Consider the following 15,614-nt stretch of genomic DNA (forward strand, 5'->3'; position numbering starts at 1 on the left):
TAGCAAGAAATCGGCGTGTACTGCGGATATGGGGACAATCTTAACGTGTCTTTTGGGTCCGCCGCAGGCGTACCGGGTGTGTCGGAGCGCTCATCCGGCACCGGGCCGGTGCCGGCGCACGGTTTCTTCGACGAGGTCGAGCACCGGCCCCAGCCCGGCGGCGGGCAGGCCCATGGCCAGGTGCGAGACGAGCCCTTCGAGGACGAGCTCCAAGAAGGCCGTGAGCACGTCGACGTCGACGTCGTCACGCAGGTTCCCGGCCTCCCGCTGCCGCAGCAGCCGCAGCCGGGTGGCGGTGGTCAGCTGCTCGGACCGCTCGGCCCACCGCGCCCGGAATTCCGGATCGGTGCGCAGCCGCCGGCTGACCTCCAGGCGCGTCCCGAGCCAGTCGGCGGGGTGGTCCCCACCGGCCAGCAGATCCCGCATGACCTGGACGAGCCCCTGTTCGGCGACGACGTCGGCCATCCGGAGGGCATCGTCCTCGGCGAGGGCGAGGAAGAGCGACTCCTTGTCGCGGAAGTGGTGGAAGATGGCCCCTCGGGAGAGCCCGGTGGCTTCCTCGAGGCGCCGGACTGTGGCACCTTCATAGCCGTAGCGCGCGAAGCAGACGCGCGAGCCGTCGAGGATCTGGCGCCGGCGTGCGTCGAGGTGATCCTGGCTTACGCGTGGCATCCTGAAATCCTGGCACCGAGGACCGGCTTCTCGCAATCCGTACGTACGTACTGTGACCCGGAGTGCCCGGGAACCCCGAGCGTGTCCCCACCGTCTGAACGTTGCGGCGTTTCGCTGACACGAAGTGAGACGGTTGGCTATGGTTTGCCCCATCACGGTGGGTGAGCTGAGGGGAAGGTGCGGCGTGATCATCGGTGAGGCCGGCCAGGCGGCACAGGCGCTGTGGGGAGACGTCTTCAGCAACTCCGGCCGCGTGTACGGCGGCGGGGGCAAGGGTGGCCAGTTCAAGATGGACCCCGAAGAGCTGTCCGCGGTGATCGGCCAGTGGGAGGACCTGGTCGACAAGATCGTCGACGACGGGGCGAAGATCCGGCAGATCATCCAGATCGGACAGCTGGCGCCGGGCCAGGACTCCGTCAGCGGAGGTTACGCCTCGACGACCTCGGACTCGGTCCTGGCCCTGCTCAAGCAAAACGACTCGATGCGCAAGTACGCGCAGGAGTACCTCAAGAAGCTGAAGGAAGCCCAGTCCAAGACCGTGGCGACCGATCAAGACCTGTCCGGCACCTTCAAGGCATAGGCGAACTGAACTTGTTCCGAACCAAACTGGGCGTTCTGGCCGTCCTCGTGGCCGTCTCGGGGGGCTCGGTAGCCGCGTGCACCACGACGACCGGAGGCACGGCGTCCCCGTCGACGGCGGCCTCGTCGTCGGTGACCGGCGAGCCAACGGCGGATCCGGAAGTTCCGAAGGTTTCCGCCCCGCTCGACGCGAGCAAGTATGTCTCCGACACCTGTGCCGTCGTGTCGAAGGACGTGCTGACGTCGCTGAAGTTCACCGACCCGGGCCGGTACCAGGCGAAGGGTGACACGCTGTTCACCAAGGCCGGCCCGTCCTGCCTCTGGAAACTGCAGGGTGAAGGGATCGGTCTGTCGGTCTCGCTCGGCACCGGGAGCCGCGACGAGGGGGCTGGTGGCCTGGCGGGGATCTATCGCGGCTACGCCAGCAAGACTTACATCAGGTTCCTGGAACGCGCTCCGGACGTCGACGGCTATCCGGCCGTCTACTGGGGACCGCTGGACGAACGGCCGATGGGTTCCTGCGGGATCGGGGTCGGCATCGCCGACGACCTCACCTTCGACGTGTACGCGCAGGGCTACCAGGGAGCCGACGACTCCTGCGGGGTGGCCAACCAGGTTGCGTCGAGCGTCATAAAGACACTCAAGGGGGCATGACGAGTGGACGGAAAGCAGATCTACGACAACTTCAGACAGGGTGACACCTCCGGGCTGCAGCAGATGGCGCAGACGGTGCAGGAGCTGTCCGATGCCTATATGGAGCGGGGCGCGAGCATCAAGGCGCTCCAGGCACGCATGGTGGAGTCGTGGAGCGGTGACGCAGCGGATGCCGCGAACGCCGGCGCAGGGCCGATGGAACGGGCTTTCCACGACAGCTCGGCGCCGCTGGACGCGACGTCCGCGTCCGTGAAGACGCAAGCTGCCGTCTTCGAAGACTCCAGCAATACCGTCGTCGAGGTGCCGCCGAAGCCCGACAAGCCGAATCCGTGGACCACCGGCCTGAAAGCCGCGATCCCGATCGCCGGGCCCTTCATGGCCAAGGACGACATCGACAACTACCAAGAAGGCATGGCGCGGTACAACGCCGCGAACGAGACCAACGTCCGCGTCATGGACCAGTACAGCAACAGCACCAGCAGCAACCAGGCGGTGCTCCCCACCGACTACGGTGTTCTCGAGTCCGACGGTGCCGCCATCTCCGTCGAGACGCCGAACACCCCCGGGCGCGTCGAGCCCACTGACCGCGGCAAGTGGCTGCCCGGACACCCCGGTGGCGATTCCGGCAGTGACGACCACACCTCGACCACCGGCTTCGACCCGGGGCAGACCGGCGGGCCCGACAAGCCCGGCGGGACCGGAGGTACCGGCGGCACGGGTGGCACCGGCGGCACAGGAGGGACCGGAGGGACCGGGGGAACGGGCGGGACTGGCGGCACCGGCGACGACACCCACACCACCGGCTCCGGCCGTCCGACGGTGCCCACCGTCCCGACCCGGCCGGGACAGCCGGCCGACCAGCCCGGGAAGACCCCGCCGAACACCGGGGGCATCGACTTCTACCCCACCAACACCGGGGGCGGGCCGAACTACGGCCAGAACTCCCTCAACCCCAACGACCCGAACGCCGGCCCCGGCGGCCGCGGCCCCAACAGCGGCAACGCCGGTGGGCGGCTCCTCGACCCCACCGGCCGCGGCGGGACCGGGACCGGCAGCGGCAGCGGTGCTGGCAGCCCCGGCGAACGCGGCCTCGGCGCCGGCCGCGGCTCCGGCATGGGCAGCCTCGGCAACGCCGCCGCCGCGGAAGCGGCTGCCGCGCGGGCCGCCGCCGGTGGGCGTGGTGGGCAAATGGGGCCCATGGGGCCCGGTGGCCGTCGCGGTGAGGGCGATGAGGACGAGGAACACCAGCGGCCGGACTTCCTGATCGAGGCGGACCCGGACGCGATCTTCGGCACCGACCAGCGGACCAGCCCGCCGGTCATCGGCGAATAAGGCGAAGAAGGCGAAGAAGGCGAAGAGGCAGGTGGACGTGGCAACAGGCCGGGTGGACGTTCCGGTCGAGGCGCTGGCCGCGCTGGCCGACCGCGAACAGGTCGGCCAGCTGCACCCCACCCTGCGTCCGGAGCCCCTGTGGCTTTCGGACGTCGAGCGGGAGGAGGCCGACAAGCGGATCGACGCGGCCCTCGCCGAGGCCGGGCTGGTCGACGTTCGCGGGCGGGTCACCGTCGACTTCCTCGACTGGCTTCCGCTGCTGGTCAGCCCCGCCCGGGAGTACTACGGCTGGGTCGGCTCCGAAGGCCGGACCTACGGTGTGCTCGCCGCCGCGAAGGGGCTGCAGGCCGTCCTGGCCGTGTCCGACGGGAGCCGCGTTGGGGTGCAGGAAATCGATCGGAACCGGCTCGCCGAGACGCTCGTCGAGCAGCTGCCGCCGGTCGGGCCGGGCGGCGGGCACCCGCGCACCGTCCGGGTCGCCGATCTGACCGAGGCGGCCCGTCGCGGGCAGGCCGCCTATCCGCTCGATCCCGCCATCGCCGACGTCGTCAGCCTCGTGCAACGCCCGGTGTCGGGCAGCGGCGAGCTCTACGCCGGCCGCCGCGACGACGTCGGGCGGCACACCTGCCTGCAGCAGCCGCTGCACTACGCCGACACCGACTGGGGGCGCTACCTCAGCTACACCTCCGGCTCGGGGGACGACGCCGTCATCCACATCGGCCCGGCCGGGCCGCGGGAGCTGGCCGGCACCCTGGCCGAACTGGCCGGCACCCTGGGCTGAACCGGCGGCCCGCCGGTAACCTGACAGCGCTGTTGCATTCCGGGTGGAAGGACGCGCTGATGCTGTACCCCGAGATCGAACCGTACGCACACGGCATGCTCGACGTCGGCGACGGGCACGAGATCTACTGGGAGACCTGCGGCAACCCCGGCGGCAAGCCCGCGCTCGTCGTGCACGGCGGCCCCGGCTCGGGCTGCTCGGCGAACGTCCGCCGGTTCTTCGACCCGGCGCGCTACCGGATCGTCCTGGCCGACCAGCGCGGCTGCGGCCGCAGCACCCCGTACGCCGGCGCCCCGGTCGCCGACCTGTCCGCCAACACCACCGACCACCTGGTGGCCGACTTCGAACGGCTCCGCACCCACCTCGGCATCGAAAAGTGGCTGCTGTTCGGCGGTTCCTGGGGCTCGGTGCTCAGCCTGACCTACGCCCTGCGCCACACCGGCCGCGTCAGCGAGATCGTCCTCATGGGCCTGGCGACCGACCGGTACGTCGAGATCGAGATGCTGATCCGCGGCCTCGGCGCGTACTTCCCGGACGGCTTCGCCCGATTCCGCGACGGCGTACCGGAAAGCGAGCGCGACGGCGACCTCTCCGCGGCCTACCACCGCCTCCTGATGGACCCGGACCCCGCCGTCCACCACCGGGCGGCCGACGGCTGGTGCGCCTGGGAAGACGCGATGCTCCCGGGCGTGCCGCCGTCCGACGTCTTCGAGGAGCCGGCCTACCGGCTCTGCTTCGCCCGGCTCGTCACGCACTACTTCAGCAACCGCGCGTTCCTGCCCGACGGCGAGATCCTCCGTGAGGCGGGCAAGCTCGCCGGCATCCCCGCCGTGCTGGCGCAGGGCGTGCTCGACACCAGCAACCTCGTCGGCACGCCCTGGCTGCTGCACCACGCCTGGCCGGGCAGCGAACTGGTGATGCTGGACGACGTCGGGCACACGGTGTCGGCCGCGTCGATGCAGGACGTCCTGATCGGCGCGACCGACCGTTTCGCGCTCAGGGGATGAGCAGGCCCGGCTCGCCTTCCGGGGCGAGCGCGGCTTCGGCGCGCCGGGCCCGGCTGGTCTCGGCCAGCCGCAGCCCGGTCACGCGCAGGGGGAGCCGGTCCATGTTCCACTCCGCCAGCAGCAGCGCCACCTTCGCCTGCATCTCCGTGCGCAGCCGCAGGAACGAGTCGGCCGGGTCCGCGCCGACCTCGCCGAGCAGCAGCCACCACGCCCAGGCCGCCGCGCCCGCGTTGGCGACGAAGTCGGGCACGACCGCGACCCCGCGGGCCGACAGCGCCGACTCCGCTTCCGGCGTCGTCGCCGCGTTCGCCGCTTCGACGACGACCTTGGCCTTGACCGCGCTCTCGTTGTCCGGCCGCAGCGCGTAGGAGATCGCCGCCGGCACGAAGATGTCCGCGTCGATCCCGACGATCGTTTCGCGCGGCAGCGAACGGACCCCGGCGGGCAGCCGGGAGCGGTCGACCTCGCCGAAGCGGTCGCGCAGGTCCAGCAGCGCCGGGACGTCGAGGCCGGCGGGGTCGTACAGCGTGCCCGCCGCGTCGGCCACCGCGACCACCTTCATCCCGGCTTCGTGCAGGTACCAGGCCGCGCCGCCGCCCATGGTGCCGATGCCTTGGATCGCCACGGTCGTCCCGCGCACGTCCCAGTCCCAGGCCGCCGCGACACCCAGGCACGCCTGGGCCACGCCGTAGCCGCCGACGACGTCGCCGAGCAGCAGCCCGCCGGGCACCGGCGCGTTGAGGCCCGCCTGCACCCGGCGCAGGGTGCGCGCCGGGTCGGCCGAACGGCGGATCGCCGCGTGGTACGACTGCTCCAACCCGAGCTCGGCGAACACCGAGTCGATCAGGTGCTGCGGCACGCCGAGGTCCTCGGCGGTCACCCAATGGGCGTCCAGCCACGGCCGCAGGAACGCGCAGAACCGCTTGAGCACGTCGAACGCGCGCGGGTCCTTGGGGTCGAAGTCGAGGCCGCCCTTGGCCCCGCCGACCGGCAGGTTGAACGTCGCGGTCTTGTTGGCCATGCCCCGCGCGAGGTCCTCGACCTCGGTCATCGTGCAGCCGGCCCGCATCCGGGTGCCGCCGGTGGCGACGCCGGAGACCAGGCTGTGCACGACCAGGTAGCCGTGCGCGCCGGTGACGGGATCGGTCCACGTGAGCCGCATCAGCGGTTCGGCCGGGGTCATCGGGCCACTCACCTCCAGGGAAGTCCGGGGGCGGCCGAGTGACCGCCACCACGAGCGTGCGCCCGGGGTGGCCCGCCCGTCCATTTAACGCTGCTGCACGATCTCGTTTAAGTTTTGTGTATGGAGCTTTCGTTGCACCGCTTGCGGATGCTGCGCGAGCTGCACCGCCGGGGCACCGTGACGGCGGCGGCCGCGGCACTGCACTACACCGCTTCGGCGGTGTCGCAGCAGCTTGCGCAGCTCGAACGGGACGTGGGCGCGAAGCTGTTCGAACGGCTCGGCCGGCGCGTCCAGCTGACCGAGCTCGGCACCCTGCTCACCGAGCACGCCGAAGAGATCCTCGGCTCGGTCGAGCGGGCGACGCTCGCCCTGGAGGAGGCCCAGGAGGCGCGGACGGTCCGGCTGACCGCCGGGGTGTGGGCGTCGGTCGCTTCGGGGCTGCTGCCCACCGCGCTGACCACGCTCGCCGGGGCGCACCCCGGCATCGAGGTCCGCACCCGCGAACTGGCGCCGGAGGACACCGCCGAGGCGGTCCGTGACGGGAGCCTCGACCTGTCGTTCGTGATCGACTACTCCGACGCGCCGATGCCGTGGGACGCCGGGCTGGAGCGGGCGGTCGTGGCCGTCGAACGGCTGCACGCGGCGGTGCCGCGGGGTGCGGTGCCCGCCGGGTCGGCGTCGCTGGACGACCTCGCCGAGCACCCGTGGATCCTGGCCGGCGCCAAGTCCCACTTCGGCCGGGCGATGCGCACGGCCTGCCAGCGCCACGGCTTCACCCCGAAGATCAACCACGAGGTCGAGGAGCAGTCGACGGCGATGGCGATGGTGGGCGCCGGGCTGGGCATCACCCTCGTGTCGGACCTGGGCCTTCGCCTGCTGCGGCCGCCGGGGATCGACGTCGTCACCCTCACGACACCGCTGCTGCGGACGGTCTCGATCGCCTACCGGCGCACCGCGTTCCGGCGGCCGGCGCTGCACCTCGTCATCGACGCCGTGCGGGCTTCGGCGGCCGAGCTCGGCCTCGGTACGGAATCCGCTTTGCCCTGATCAGCGAGTTCTTACGGAGTGGTGAATGCCTCCCGCTGCGCAAGATCCGGCCTGAATTTGTCGTACCCCGCGTGTAGCGTCCGAAGTCAAGAAGTTCCACCACACGGAACAGGAACGGACATGCAAACGGTGCACGATTTTCCCGAAAAGTCGGGTAGTGCGTCGAACCGCACCGCGCGGGTCCTGGCGGACCGCGCGGCCGGCGAGGCGTATGTCGCATCGGTGTGCTTCAAACACGGGCCACCCCGCCTGACCGGCGTGGAGCTGGAGTTCACCGTGCACCACGCCGACGACCCGGCCAGACCCCTCGATCCCGACGTCCTCGCCGCGGCGCTGGGTCCGCACACCCCGCGGACGCTCCGCCCCGGCAGCCCCGCCTCGCCGCTCCCGGCCGGCTCTCCCGTGAGCCTCGAACCCGGGTGCCAGGTCGAGATTTCCGCTCTTCCCCAGGCCTCCCTGCGTGAGCTCGACGCAGTCGTCACGGCCGACCTCCACCACCTGCGCGACCGCCTCGCCCGGCACGGCTTCGAACTGGGCGAAACGGGCATCGACGCCCATCGGGCGCCCCGCCGGATCCTGCACACCCCGCGGTACGCGGCCATGGAACGCCGGTTCGCGCCGATCGGGCCCGGCGGCCTCACGATGATGTGCAGCACCGCGGGCCTGCAGATCTGCCTCGACGCGGGAGAGCCCGAGCACTACGCGGCCCGCTGGGCGGCCGCCCACGCGATGGGCCCGCCGTTGCTCGCCCTCTTCGCCACCTCCCGCGTCCACGCCGGACGGGACACGGGACACGCCTCGGCCCGCTGGCTGGCGGTGCACGACACGGAAGCGGTGCGCACGCGCACGGCCACCGTGGCGGGCGATCCGGCCGCGGAGTGGGCCGGGCGCCTGATGGACGTCCCCTTGATGGTGCTGCCCCGCGGCGATCGGCCGTGGGACGCGCCGGAGGGGCTGACGTTCGCCGACTGGATCGACGGCCGGGGCGCGGCCGCGCTGCTGCCCAAGCCGACGGAGGCGGACCTCGACTACCACCTGACCACGATGTTCACCCCGGTCCGGCCGCAGGGGTACCTGGAGATCAGGTACCTCGACGCGCAACCGCCGGACGAGTGGCTGGCGCCGGTCGCGCTCGTGTCGGCCCTGCTGGCCCGGCCGTCCACAGTGGACAAGGTGCGTGAGCTCTGCGCCCCGGTCGCGGACCGGTGGACCGCGGCGGCGCGCCGCGGCCTGGCCGACCCGGAGCTGGCGGCCGCGGCGGCGGCACTGGCCGACCTCGGGTGCGCCGAGCTGGGCGTGACCGGGCTGGCCGAGGAGTCGATCACCGAGATCAGCGAGAGCGTGCAGGGGCGCGCGTACCGATCGAGGAGCGAAGCATGAGCACGGAAGCACTGGGCGACCTGAGCGCGCAGGACCTGCGCGCCCGGGCGGCCGAAGCACTGACCCGGGCGCGGGCGCGCAGCGTGGCGCTGACCGACGCGGTCGACGACGAGGACCTGGTCCGCCAGCACTCCAAGCTGATGTCGCCGCTGGTCTGGGACCTCGCGCACATCGGCGTCCAGGAGGAGCTGTGGCTGGTCCGCGACGTCGGCGGCCGGGAGCCGCTGCGGCCGGACATCGACGACATCTACGACGCCTTCCAGCACGCCCGCGCCGACCGGCCGGAGCTGCCGCTGCTCGGGCCGGCCGAGGCGCGCGCGTACGTCAAGCAGGTCCGCGAGAAGGCGTTCGACGTGCTGGAGCACGCGCCGATGGAAGGCAGGCGGCTGACCGAGCAGGCGTTCGCCTTCGGCATGATCACCCAGCACGAGCAGCAGCACGACGAGACGATGCTGGCCACCCACCAGCTCCGCACGGGCGACCCGGTGCTGCACGCACCCGAGCCGCCGCCCGCGCGGTCCGGGGCGCTGCCCCGCGAGGTCCTGGTGCCGGGTGGTGCCTTCACGATGGGCACGTCGGCGGAGCCGTGGGCCCTGGACAACGAGCGCCCGGCGCACGAGATCGCCGTCGAGGCGTTCTGGATGGACACCGTGCCGGTCACCTGCGGCGCCTACACCGAGTTCCTCGACGGCGGCGGCTACGACGACGAGCGGTGGTGGAGCCTGGCGGGCTGGGCGTACCGGCAGGACAACGGCATCACCGCGCCCCGGTTCTGGAAGCGGGAGCAGGACGGCTGGTGGCGGACCCGCTTCGGCGTGTACGAGCGCCTCCCGGCCGACGAGCCCGTCGTGCACGTCTCGTACCACGAGGCCGAGGCGTACGCGGCCTGGGCCGGGCGGCGGCTGCCGACCGAGGCGGAGTGGGAGAAGGCGGCGCGGTTCGACCCGGCCACCGGCCGGTCGCGCCGGTTCCCCTGGGGCGACGAGGAACCGGCGGCCGAGCACGCCAACCTCGGTCAGCGGCACCTGCGCCCGGCGCCCGCGGGCGCGTACCCGGCCGGGGCGTCGCCGACCGGCGTGCACCAGCTGATCGGCGACGTCTGGGAGTGGACGTCGACCGATTTCCACGGCTACCCGGGCTTCGCGCCCTTCCCGTACCGCGAGTACTCGGAAGTCTTCTTCGGACCGGAGTACAAGGTGCTGCGCGGCGGCTCGTTCGGCACCGACGCCGCAGCGATCCGGGGCACGTTCCGCAACTGGGACTACCCGATCCGGCGGCAGATCTTCGCCGGTTTCCGCACCGCCCGCGACGCGGCCCCCGGCGAGGTGGGGTAGGCGCATGTGCCGCCACATCGGCTACCTCGGCGAGCCCGTCTCGCCCGCCGAGGCGCTCTTCCGCGCCCCGCATTCGCTGCTGGTGCAGTCGTACGCGCCGGCGGACATGCGCGGCGGCGGCTCGGTCAACGCCGACGGGTTCGGGCTGGGGTGGTACCCCGGCCCGGGCTCGCCGCCGCTGCGCCACCGGCGTTCGACTCCACTGTGGACGGACGAGACACTGCCGCCGCTGGCCGCGGCGGTCACCTCGGGCGCGTTCGTCGCCGCGGTCCGCAACGGCACCACAGGCCTGCCGGTGACCGAAGCGGCCGCGGCGCCGTTCACCGCCGGAAGGTGGCTGTTCAGCCACAACGGCGTCGTCCGCGGCTACCCGGATTCGCTGGCGGAACTGGCGAAGACCCTGCCGGTCACCGAACTGCTGACGCTGGAGGCGTCGACGGATTCGGTGGTGCTCTGGGCCCTGCTGCGGGCCCGGCTCGCCACGGGGGAGGACCCGCTGACGGCGGTGGCGGCGCTGACCGCCGCCGTCGAGGCGGCCGCGCCCGGCTCCCGGCTCAACTTCCTGCTCACCGACGGCGCCACGCTGATCGGCACCACCTGGACGCACGCGCTGTCCGTGCTGGAGACCCCGGCCGGCGTGTGGCTGGCGTCCGAACCCCTCGACGGCGACCCGCGCTGGCGGCCCGTCCCCGACCACCACGCCGTGCGCGCCACCGCGGCCGGCGTCGACCTGCTTCCCCTGACCCAGGAGACCTCATGACCGAAGTCGATCTCGACCACCACCGCTCCGGCGACGCCGTCACCGCGGAACTGCGCGCCGACGTCGTCGCCGGGCTCACCGCGCCGCAGAAGTGGCTGCCGCCCAAGTGGTTCTACGACGCCGACGGCAGCGAGCTGTTCGAGAAGATCACCCAGCTGCCGGAGTACTACCCGACCCGCAGCGAGCGCGAGGTCCTGGCCGCGCACGCCGCCGACGTCGCGGAGCTGACCGGCGCGCACACGCTCGTCGAGCTCGGCTCGGGGTCGAGCGAGAAGACCCGGCTGCTGCTCGACGCGCTCACCGCGCACGGCACCCTGGAGGCGTTCGTCCCGCTGGACGTGTCCGAGTCCGCGCTGGCCGAGGCCGCCGAAGCGATCTCGAAGGACTACCCGGGCCTGGCCGTCCGCGGGGTCGTCGGCGACTTCACCCAGCACCTGGCCCTGCTGCCGGACGGCCAGCCGCGGGTGGTGGCCTTCCTCGGCGGCACGATCGGCAACTTCCTGCCCGCCGAACGCGCGGCCTTCCTGCGCTCGGTCCGGGAGGTCCTGGACGAGGGGGAGTGGCTGCTGCTCGGCACCGACCTGGTCAAGGATGCGGGCATCCTCGAACGCGCCTACGACGACGCGGCCGGGGTGACAGCGGAGTTCGACAAGAACGTACTGCGGGTGATCAACACCCGCCTCGGCGCGAACTTCGACCCCGACGAGTTCGAGCACGTCTCGCACTGGGACGCGGAGAACGAGTGGATCGAGATGCGCCTGCGCGCCCGCCACGACCTGACCGTCGAGATCCCGGGCGCGGATCTCACGGTGGCCTTCGCCGCGGGGGAGCACATCCGGACGGAGATCTCGGCCAAGTTCCGCCCGAGCGGCGTCGAAGCCGAGCTGGCCGCGGCCGGGTTCGCGCTCGAGCACTGGTGGACCGACTCCCAGCAGCGGTTCGGGGTGAGCCTGGCAAAATCCGTGCGTGGCTAATCCTCTCCGGGCGCTCGCCCGGGCCGTCGGCACCAAGCCGTGGCTGATGCGCACGGCCCGGTTCGTCGTGTGGGCGGACAAGAAACTGCACAAGGCGTTCGGCGGCCGGGTGAGCCTCGTGGCGCTCGCCGGGCTGCCGTCCCTGCGCCTGACGACGACCGGGCGGAAGAGCGGACTGCCGCGGAGCACCAACCTGCTCTACTTCCCGCGCGGCGGCGACTACGTGCTGACCGCGTCCAACTGGGGCCGCCCGCACGACCCGGCGTGGGCGCTCAACCTGCGCGCCCACCCGAAGTGCGAGGTGGCGCTGGCCGGGAAGCCGGTCGACGTCGTCGCGCGGGAGCTGCACGGCGAGGAGTACGACGCCATGTGGCAGGAGCTGCTCGGGTTCTGGCCGGGGTATGAGATGGAGCAGCGCGAGGCCGCCCGGCCGTTGCCGGTTTTCGTCCTCGCCCGAGTGGGCCGGTAGGCACCGACCATCCGTTCGGCCGGTGCCGTGATTCACCGGTTTGTGCCAGTCTCACCCGGGTGACGCGCCGTGACGCCGTGAGCGCACGGCGAATGCGTGACCCTGAGGGAGGAGCCGTCTTGCCGAGATCCACTCAGCGCCGGGTTCGGGCGTTCGCACTGGTGGGGGCACTCGTGGCCGGCGTGGGGCTGGCGGGGCCGGCCGGGACCGCCGCCGCGGCCGAAGACGCGGCCGTTCAGCCAGCCGCCGTCGGCGCGACCCCGGCCGTCGCCTGGGGCGCCTGCGAGAGCGACGTCCTCGCCGGCGTGCCCGCCGACCAGGTCAAGTTCTACAGCTGCGCGCGGTACCGCGTGCCGATCGACCACGACAACGCGTCGCTGGGCACCATCGACATCGCCCTGCTCAAGCGCGCGGCCCGGACACCGGCCAAGCGCGTCGGCTCGCTGTTCCTCAACCCCGGTGGCCCCGGCGGCCCGGGCCTGACCCTGCCGATCGCCGGCGAGGCGATCTTCCGGCCGCAGGTCCTCGACCGCTTCGACCTCATCGGCTTCGATCCGCGCGGGGTCGGCGCGAGCAACCCGCTGCGCTGCTTCACCACCCAGGAGGACGCGGACGAGGTCTTCGGCGCCCAGGTCGGCGTGCCGCTGTCGCGCGCCGAAATCTCGAAGACCCTCGCGAGCTACCGCGACTACGGCCGGTTCTGCCGGAACAACGCCGGTTCGCTGCTGAACCACATGTCCACCAAGGACGTCGTGCGCGACCTCGACACGCTGCGCGCGGCGGTCGGCGACCGGAAGCTGACCTACGTCGGCTTCTCGTACGGGACGCTGATCGGCTCGACGTACGCGGCGATGTTCCCGAAGCAGTCCCGGGCGATCGTGATCGACGGCAACGTCGACCCGGCCCTGCGCACCAGCGACGGCGTCGAGTACGACCGCGAGCGCGCCCAGGGGTTCGAAATCTCGCTGGACGGGTTCCTGAAGCGCTGTGACCAGGTGGGCGCGAAGTGCGCGTTCAGCGACGGCGACCCGCGCGCGAAGTTCGACGAGCTGCGGGAGTACCTGCGCAAGCAGCCGATCACCCTCCCGGGCGCCGACCCGCTCGACATCAGCGGGTTCACCGGCGGGGTGTCGAGTGCCCTGTACTCGCCGGCGAGCTTCGCCCGCCTGGCCGAGGAGCTGCAGACCCTCTACACCGCGATCCACCCGGCGGGTGCGCAGACCCAGGTGGTGCCTGCCACGCCGCTCAAGGTGATCACCCCGAACAAGCGGGGCCTGGCCGACCGGAACCCGGACAGCCCGTACACCGGCGACGACTCGTACTTCGCGGTCAACTGCTCCGACAAGCCGTTCCGGATCGACCAGGCGGAGGTGCCGGACATCGCCGCCAAGTGGGAGCGCGAATCGCGCACCTTCGGCCGCTACCAGGCGTTCGCCGACACGGCGGCCTGCCCGGTGTGGCCGGTGAAGCGCCCGGACGCCTACCGCGGCCCGTGGCGGGCCAGGACCGACGTCCCGGTGGTCGTGGTCGGCAACTACTACGACCCGGCGACGCAGTACCGGTTCGCCCAGCGGATGGCGGCCGAGCTCGGCAACACCCGGCTGCTGTCGGTGGACGCGTTCGGCCACTGCATCCTCGGCGACGCGCTGGGGGTCGACCAGGCCGTGGCCGACTACCTGACCGACCTCGAGGTGCCGGCGAGCGGCCAGGTGTTCCAGCCGAACGTCCAGCCGTTCTGAGTGTGAACCCGGTCCCGCGGCCCTTCCCCGGGCCGCGGGAGCGGTTACCATGATCAGGTTGATCATCCACGGACAACGGAAGCGAGGTGAGCGGCACATGCCAGCGGACAGTCATCGGACGGCCGGGCGCGCGCTCACCGGGGGTTTCCGGCGGGGCTGACTTCGGCCGTTCCCTGTCCGGCAGTGCGCGCACGCCGGAAAAGAGCCGGATCATGACCATTTTCGAAATGCTGCTGCGCGTCGGTGCCGGGGTCGGCCTCGGGGCCGTCATCGGGTTCGAGCGGCAGTTCCGCGCCCGGATGGCCGGGCTGCGCACCAACGCCCTCGTCGCCGTCGGCGCGACCCTGTTCGTGCTGCTGTCCGCCCACGGCTTCGGCGGCCTGGCCTCCAGCGGCGACGCCGATCCGACGCGGGTGGCCGCGCAGATCGTGTCGGGCATCGGGTTCCTCGGTGCCGGGGTCATCCTGCGCGACGGCCTCAACGTCCGCGGCCTCAACACCGCCGCGACGCTGTGGTGCTCGGCCGCGGTCGGCGCCCTCGCCGGGGCCGGCCTGTACGCGGTCGCCGCGGCCGGGACGGCCGTCGTGGTCGGGGTGAACGTGGTGCTGCGGCCACTGGGCCGCGTCGTCGACCGCCGTCCGGAGTCGGGCGACGAGACGCCGGCGCGCTACGAATTCCAGGCGGTGACCCGCGACGAGGCCGAGGCCCACGTGCGGGCGCTGCTCGTGCAGGCGTTGACGCGCACGGACTTCCGGCTCCTGTCGGTGCTGAGCACCGACCGGGAGGACCGCACGGTCGAGGTCCGCGCCGAGCTGATCGGCGACCAGCGCGACGACGCCCAGATGGAGGCCGCGGTGTCGCGGCTTTCGCTGGAACCGTCGGTGTCGAGCGTCCGCTGGGTGGCCGTGCCGGCTTAGGCGAGGAATTCGTCGAGCAGCTCGCCGAACCGGGCGGGCTGCTCGACGTTGACCTGGTGCCCGGCGCCCTCGATCGTCACCTGGCGGGCGTGGGGTGCTTCGCGGGCGATCAGGTCAGCGATGCCGTGGATGTCGGTGCTGTCGAGCGCTCCGGTGACCACCAGCGTCCTGGCCCGGATCTCTGCGACCCGGGCCACCGCGGTCAGCTCGTCACCCAGGGGGAACCCGCCGTGGCCCTGGCGCGCGTTGCCGGCCAGCAGCCGCCCGAACAAGGCGCGGACCGCCGGGTCTACCTCGGCCGGTGTCCGGTGCGGGCCGTCGACGAGCATGCGGAGCACACACTCGAACGCACGCGGGTAGTCGCTGGCCGCGATGGCTTCGCCTGCTTGCCTTCGCTGGTCGAGCGTGAACGGGTCGCGCTCGACCATGCCGCTCAACCCCGGCGAGGTGAGCACCAGCCCGTCGACCCGATCCGGGTGCACGAGCGCGAAGTCGGCCGCCGTGCGGCTGCCCAGCGAGGAACCCACCAGGACCGCGCGCTCGATGCCCAGCGCGTCGAGCAGCTGCCGGAGGTCGTCGAAGTGGGAGAACCCCGGCACCGGTCCCGGTGAACCGCCGTGCCCGCGGGCGTCGCACCGGACGACCCGGTGGCTCGCGGCGTAGCGGTCCAGCTGCTCGTCCCACACCTGCCGGGCGAAGCCGCCCGGGTGCAGGAACACCAGCGGCCGTCCGCGGCCGCGTTCGTCGTGGCTCAGCAGTTCCCCCACGGCACCACGGTACCGGACG

At 72.2% G+C, this 15,614-nt stretch carries 16 protein-coding genes; 13 read left to right on the plus strand and 3 right to left on the minus strand.

The window, feature by feature from the left end; all coding sequences use genetic code 11:
* Positions 1 to 90: 90 nt before the first annotated feature.
* Positions 91 to 672: a TetR/AcrR family transcriptional regulator gene (locus OO60_RS01245; RefSeq protein WP_004562600.1), complete on the minus strand. Its 582-nt coding sequence runs from the start codon at positions 670 to 672 to the stop codon at positions 91 to 93.
* A 184-nt stretch (positions 673 to 856) separates the two neighbouring features.
* Between OO60_RS01245 and OO60_RS01250 the strand changes: the two genes are divergently transcribed.
* Genes OO60_RS01250 through pip form a run of 5 tightly spaced genes read left to right on the plus strand, consistent with a single transcriptional unit; the run spans position 857 to position 5,025 of the window.
* Positions 857 to 1,252 (plus strand): hypothetical protein, encoded by a 396-nt coding sequence (locus OO60_RS01250; protein ID WP_004562601.1) that lies wholly within the window; start codon positions 857 to 859, stop codon positions 1,250 to 1,252.
* A 47-nt stretch (positions 1,253 to 1,299) separates the two neighbouring features.
* Entirely contained in the window at positions 1,300 to 1,905 is a 606-nt protein-coding gene (locus OO60_RS01255) for a DUF3558 domain-containing protein (protein ID WP_240490955.1), read from the plus strand.
* A gap of 3 nt (positions 1,906 to 1,908) precedes the next feature.
* On the plus strand, positions 1,909 to 3,237 hold the full coding sequence (locus tag OO60_RS01260) for a WXG100 family type VII secretion target (RefSeq protein WP_033260642.1): 1,329 nt from the start codon (positions 1,909 to 1,911) through the stop codon (positions 3,235 to 3,237).
* Between the two features lie 52 nt (positions 3,238 to 3,289).
* A complete protein-coding gene (locus tag OO60_RS01265; protein WP_003101771.1) occupies positions 3,290 to 4,018 on the plus strand; it encodes an ESX secretion-associated protein EspG in 729 nt (242 codons plus the stop codon).
* 59 nt (positions 4,019 to 4,077) lie between these two features.
* Complete coding sequence (gene pip / locus OO60_RS01270) at positions 4,078 to 5,025, plus strand: prolyl aminopeptidase (protein ID WP_003101772.1); 948 nt, start codon at positions 4,078 to 4,080, stop codon at positions 5,023 to 5,025.
* On the opposite strand, the gene OO60_RS01275 is transcribed toward pip, so the two are convergent.
* On the minus strand, positions 5,015 to 6,208 hold the full coding sequence (locus OO60_RS01275; RefSeq protein WP_003101773.1) for a Glu/Leu/Phe/Val family dehydrogenase: 1,194 nt from the start codon (positions 6,206 to 6,208) through the stop codon (positions 5,015 to 5,017). The genes pip and OO60_RS01275 overlap by 11 nt on opposite strands.
* A 120-nt stretch (positions 6,209 to 6,328) precedes the next feature.
* Between OO60_RS01275 and OO60_RS01280 the strand changes: the two genes are divergently transcribed.
* The 8 genes from OO60_RS01280 to OO60_RS01315 all read left to right on the plus strand — a co-directional run bounded on the left by OO60_RS01280 (position 6,329) and on the right by OO60_RS01315 (position 14,828).
* A complete protein-coding gene (locus tag OO60_RS01280; protein WP_003101774.1) occupies positions 6,329 to 7,255 on the plus strand; it encodes a LysR family transcriptional regulator in 927 nt (308 codons plus the stop codon).
* A 120-nt stretch (positions 7,256 to 7,375) separates the two neighbouring features.
* Positions 7,376 to 8,635, plus strand: a complete 1,260-nt coding sequence (locus tag OO60_RS01285; RefSeq protein ID WP_003101775.1) for a glutamate-cysteine ligase family protein — start codon at positions 7,376 to 7,378, stop codon at positions 8,633 to 8,635.
* Positions 8,632 to 9,969 (plus strand): ergothioneine biosynthesis protein EgtB, encoded by a 1,338-nt coding sequence (egtB, locus tag OO60_RS01290; protein ID WP_003101778.1) that lies wholly within the window; start codon positions 8,632 to 8,634, stop codon positions 9,967 to 9,969. The genes OO60_RS01285 and egtB overlap by 4 nt, the downstream gene beginning before the upstream one ends.
* A 4-nt stretch (positions 9,970 to 9,973) precedes the next feature.
* Entirely contained in the window at positions 9,974 to 10,729 is a 756-nt protein-coding gene (gene egtC / locus OO60_RS01295) for an ergothioneine biosynthesis protein EgtC (RefSeq protein ID WP_003101779.1), read from the plus strand.
* Positions 10,726 to 11,703 carry an L-histidine N(alpha)-methyltransferase gene (gene egtD, locus OO60_RS01300; RefSeq protein ID WP_003101781.1) on the plus strand — a complete coding sequence of 326 codons (978 nt, stop codon included), beginning with the start codon at positions 10,726 to 10,728 and terminating at the stop codon, positions 11,701 to 11,703. The genes egtC and egtD overlap by 4 nt, the downstream gene beginning before the upstream one ends.
* A 46-nt stretch (positions 11,704 to 11,749) precedes the next feature.
* Positions 11,750 to 12,172 carry a nitroreductase family deazaflavin-dependent oxidoreductase gene (locus OO60_RS01305; protein WP_003101782.1) on the plus strand — a complete coding sequence of 141 codons (423 nt, stop codon included), beginning with the start codon at positions 11,750 to 11,752 and terminating at the stop codon, positions 12,170 to 12,172.
* 119 nt (positions 12,173 to 12,291) lie between these two features.
* Positions 12,292 to 13,911: an alpha/beta hydrolase gene (locus tag OO60_RS01310; protein ID WP_033260643.1), complete on the plus strand. Its 1,620-nt coding sequence runs from the start codon at positions 12,292 to 12,294 to the stop codon at positions 13,909 to 13,911.
* A gap of 212 nt (positions 13,912 to 14,123) precedes the next feature.
* Positions 14,124 to 14,828 (plus strand): MgtC/SapB family protein, encoded by a 705-nt coding sequence (locus OO60_RS01315; protein ID WP_003101787.1) that lies wholly within the window; start codon positions 14,124 to 14,126, stop codon positions 14,826 to 14,828.
* Here the strand turns inward: OO60_RS01315 and OO60_RS01320 are convergent.
* Positions 14,825 to 15,595, minus strand: a complete 771-nt coding sequence (locus OO60_RS01320) for an alpha/beta fold hydrolase (protein WP_003101789.1) — start codon at positions 15,593 to 15,595, stop codon at positions 14,825 to 14,827. The genes OO60_RS01315 and OO60_RS01320 overlap by 4 nt on opposite strands.
* Positions 15,596 to 15,614 lie beyond the last annotated feature (19 nt).

The sequence above is a fragment of the Amycolatopsis vancoresmycina genome, assembly GCF_000716785.1.
GTDB classification, from domain to species: domain Bacteria; phylum Actinomycetota; class Actinomycetes; order Mycobacteriales; family Pseudonocardiaceae; genus Amycolatopsis; species Amycolatopsis vancoresmycina.

What these genes read in the sequence shown, in the direction of transcription:
- OO60_RS01245 (WP_004562600.1), bottom strand. Translation starts at nt 672, where the DNA reads ATGCCACGCGTAAGCCAGGATCACCTCGACGCACGCCGGCGCCAGATC.
- pip (WP_003101772.1), top strand. Translation starts at nt 4,078, where the DNA reads ATGCTGTACCCCGAGATCGAACCGTACGCACACGGCATGCTCGACGTC.
- OO60_RS01275 (WP_003101773.1), bottom strand. Translation starts at nt 6,208, where the DNA reads ATGACCCCGGCCGAACCGCTGATGCGGCTCACGTGGACCGATCCCGTC.
- OO60_RS01280 (WP_003101774.1), top strand. Translation starts at nt 6,329, where the DNA reads ATGGAGCTTTCGTTGCACCGCTTGCGGATGCTGCGCGAGCTGCACCGC.
- OO60_RS01285 (WP_003101775.1), top strand. Translation starts at nt 7,376, where the DNA reads ATGCAAACGGTGCACGATTTTCCCGAAAAGTCGGGTAGTGCGTCGAAC.
- egtB (WP_003101778.1), top strand. Translation starts at nt 8,632, where the DNA reads ATGAGCACGGAAGCACTGGGCGACCTGAGCGCGCAGGACCTGCGCGCC.
- egtC (WP_003101779.1), top strand. Translation starts at nt 9,974, where the DNA reads ATGTGCCGCCACATCGGCTACCTCGGCGAGCCCGTCTCGCCCGCCGAG.
- egtD (WP_003101781.1), top strand. Translation starts at nt 10,726, where the DNA reads ATGACCGAAGTCGATCTCGACCACCACCGCTCCGGCGACGCCGTCACC.
- OO60_RS01305 (WP_003101782.1), top strand. Translation starts at nt 11,750, where the DNA reads ATGCGCACGGCCCGGTTCGTCGTGTGGGCGGACAAGAAACTGCACAAG.
- OO60_RS01315 (WP_003101787.1), top strand. Translation starts at nt 14,124, where the DNA reads ATGACCATTTTCGAAATGCTGCTGCGCGTCGGTGCCGGGGTCGGCCTC.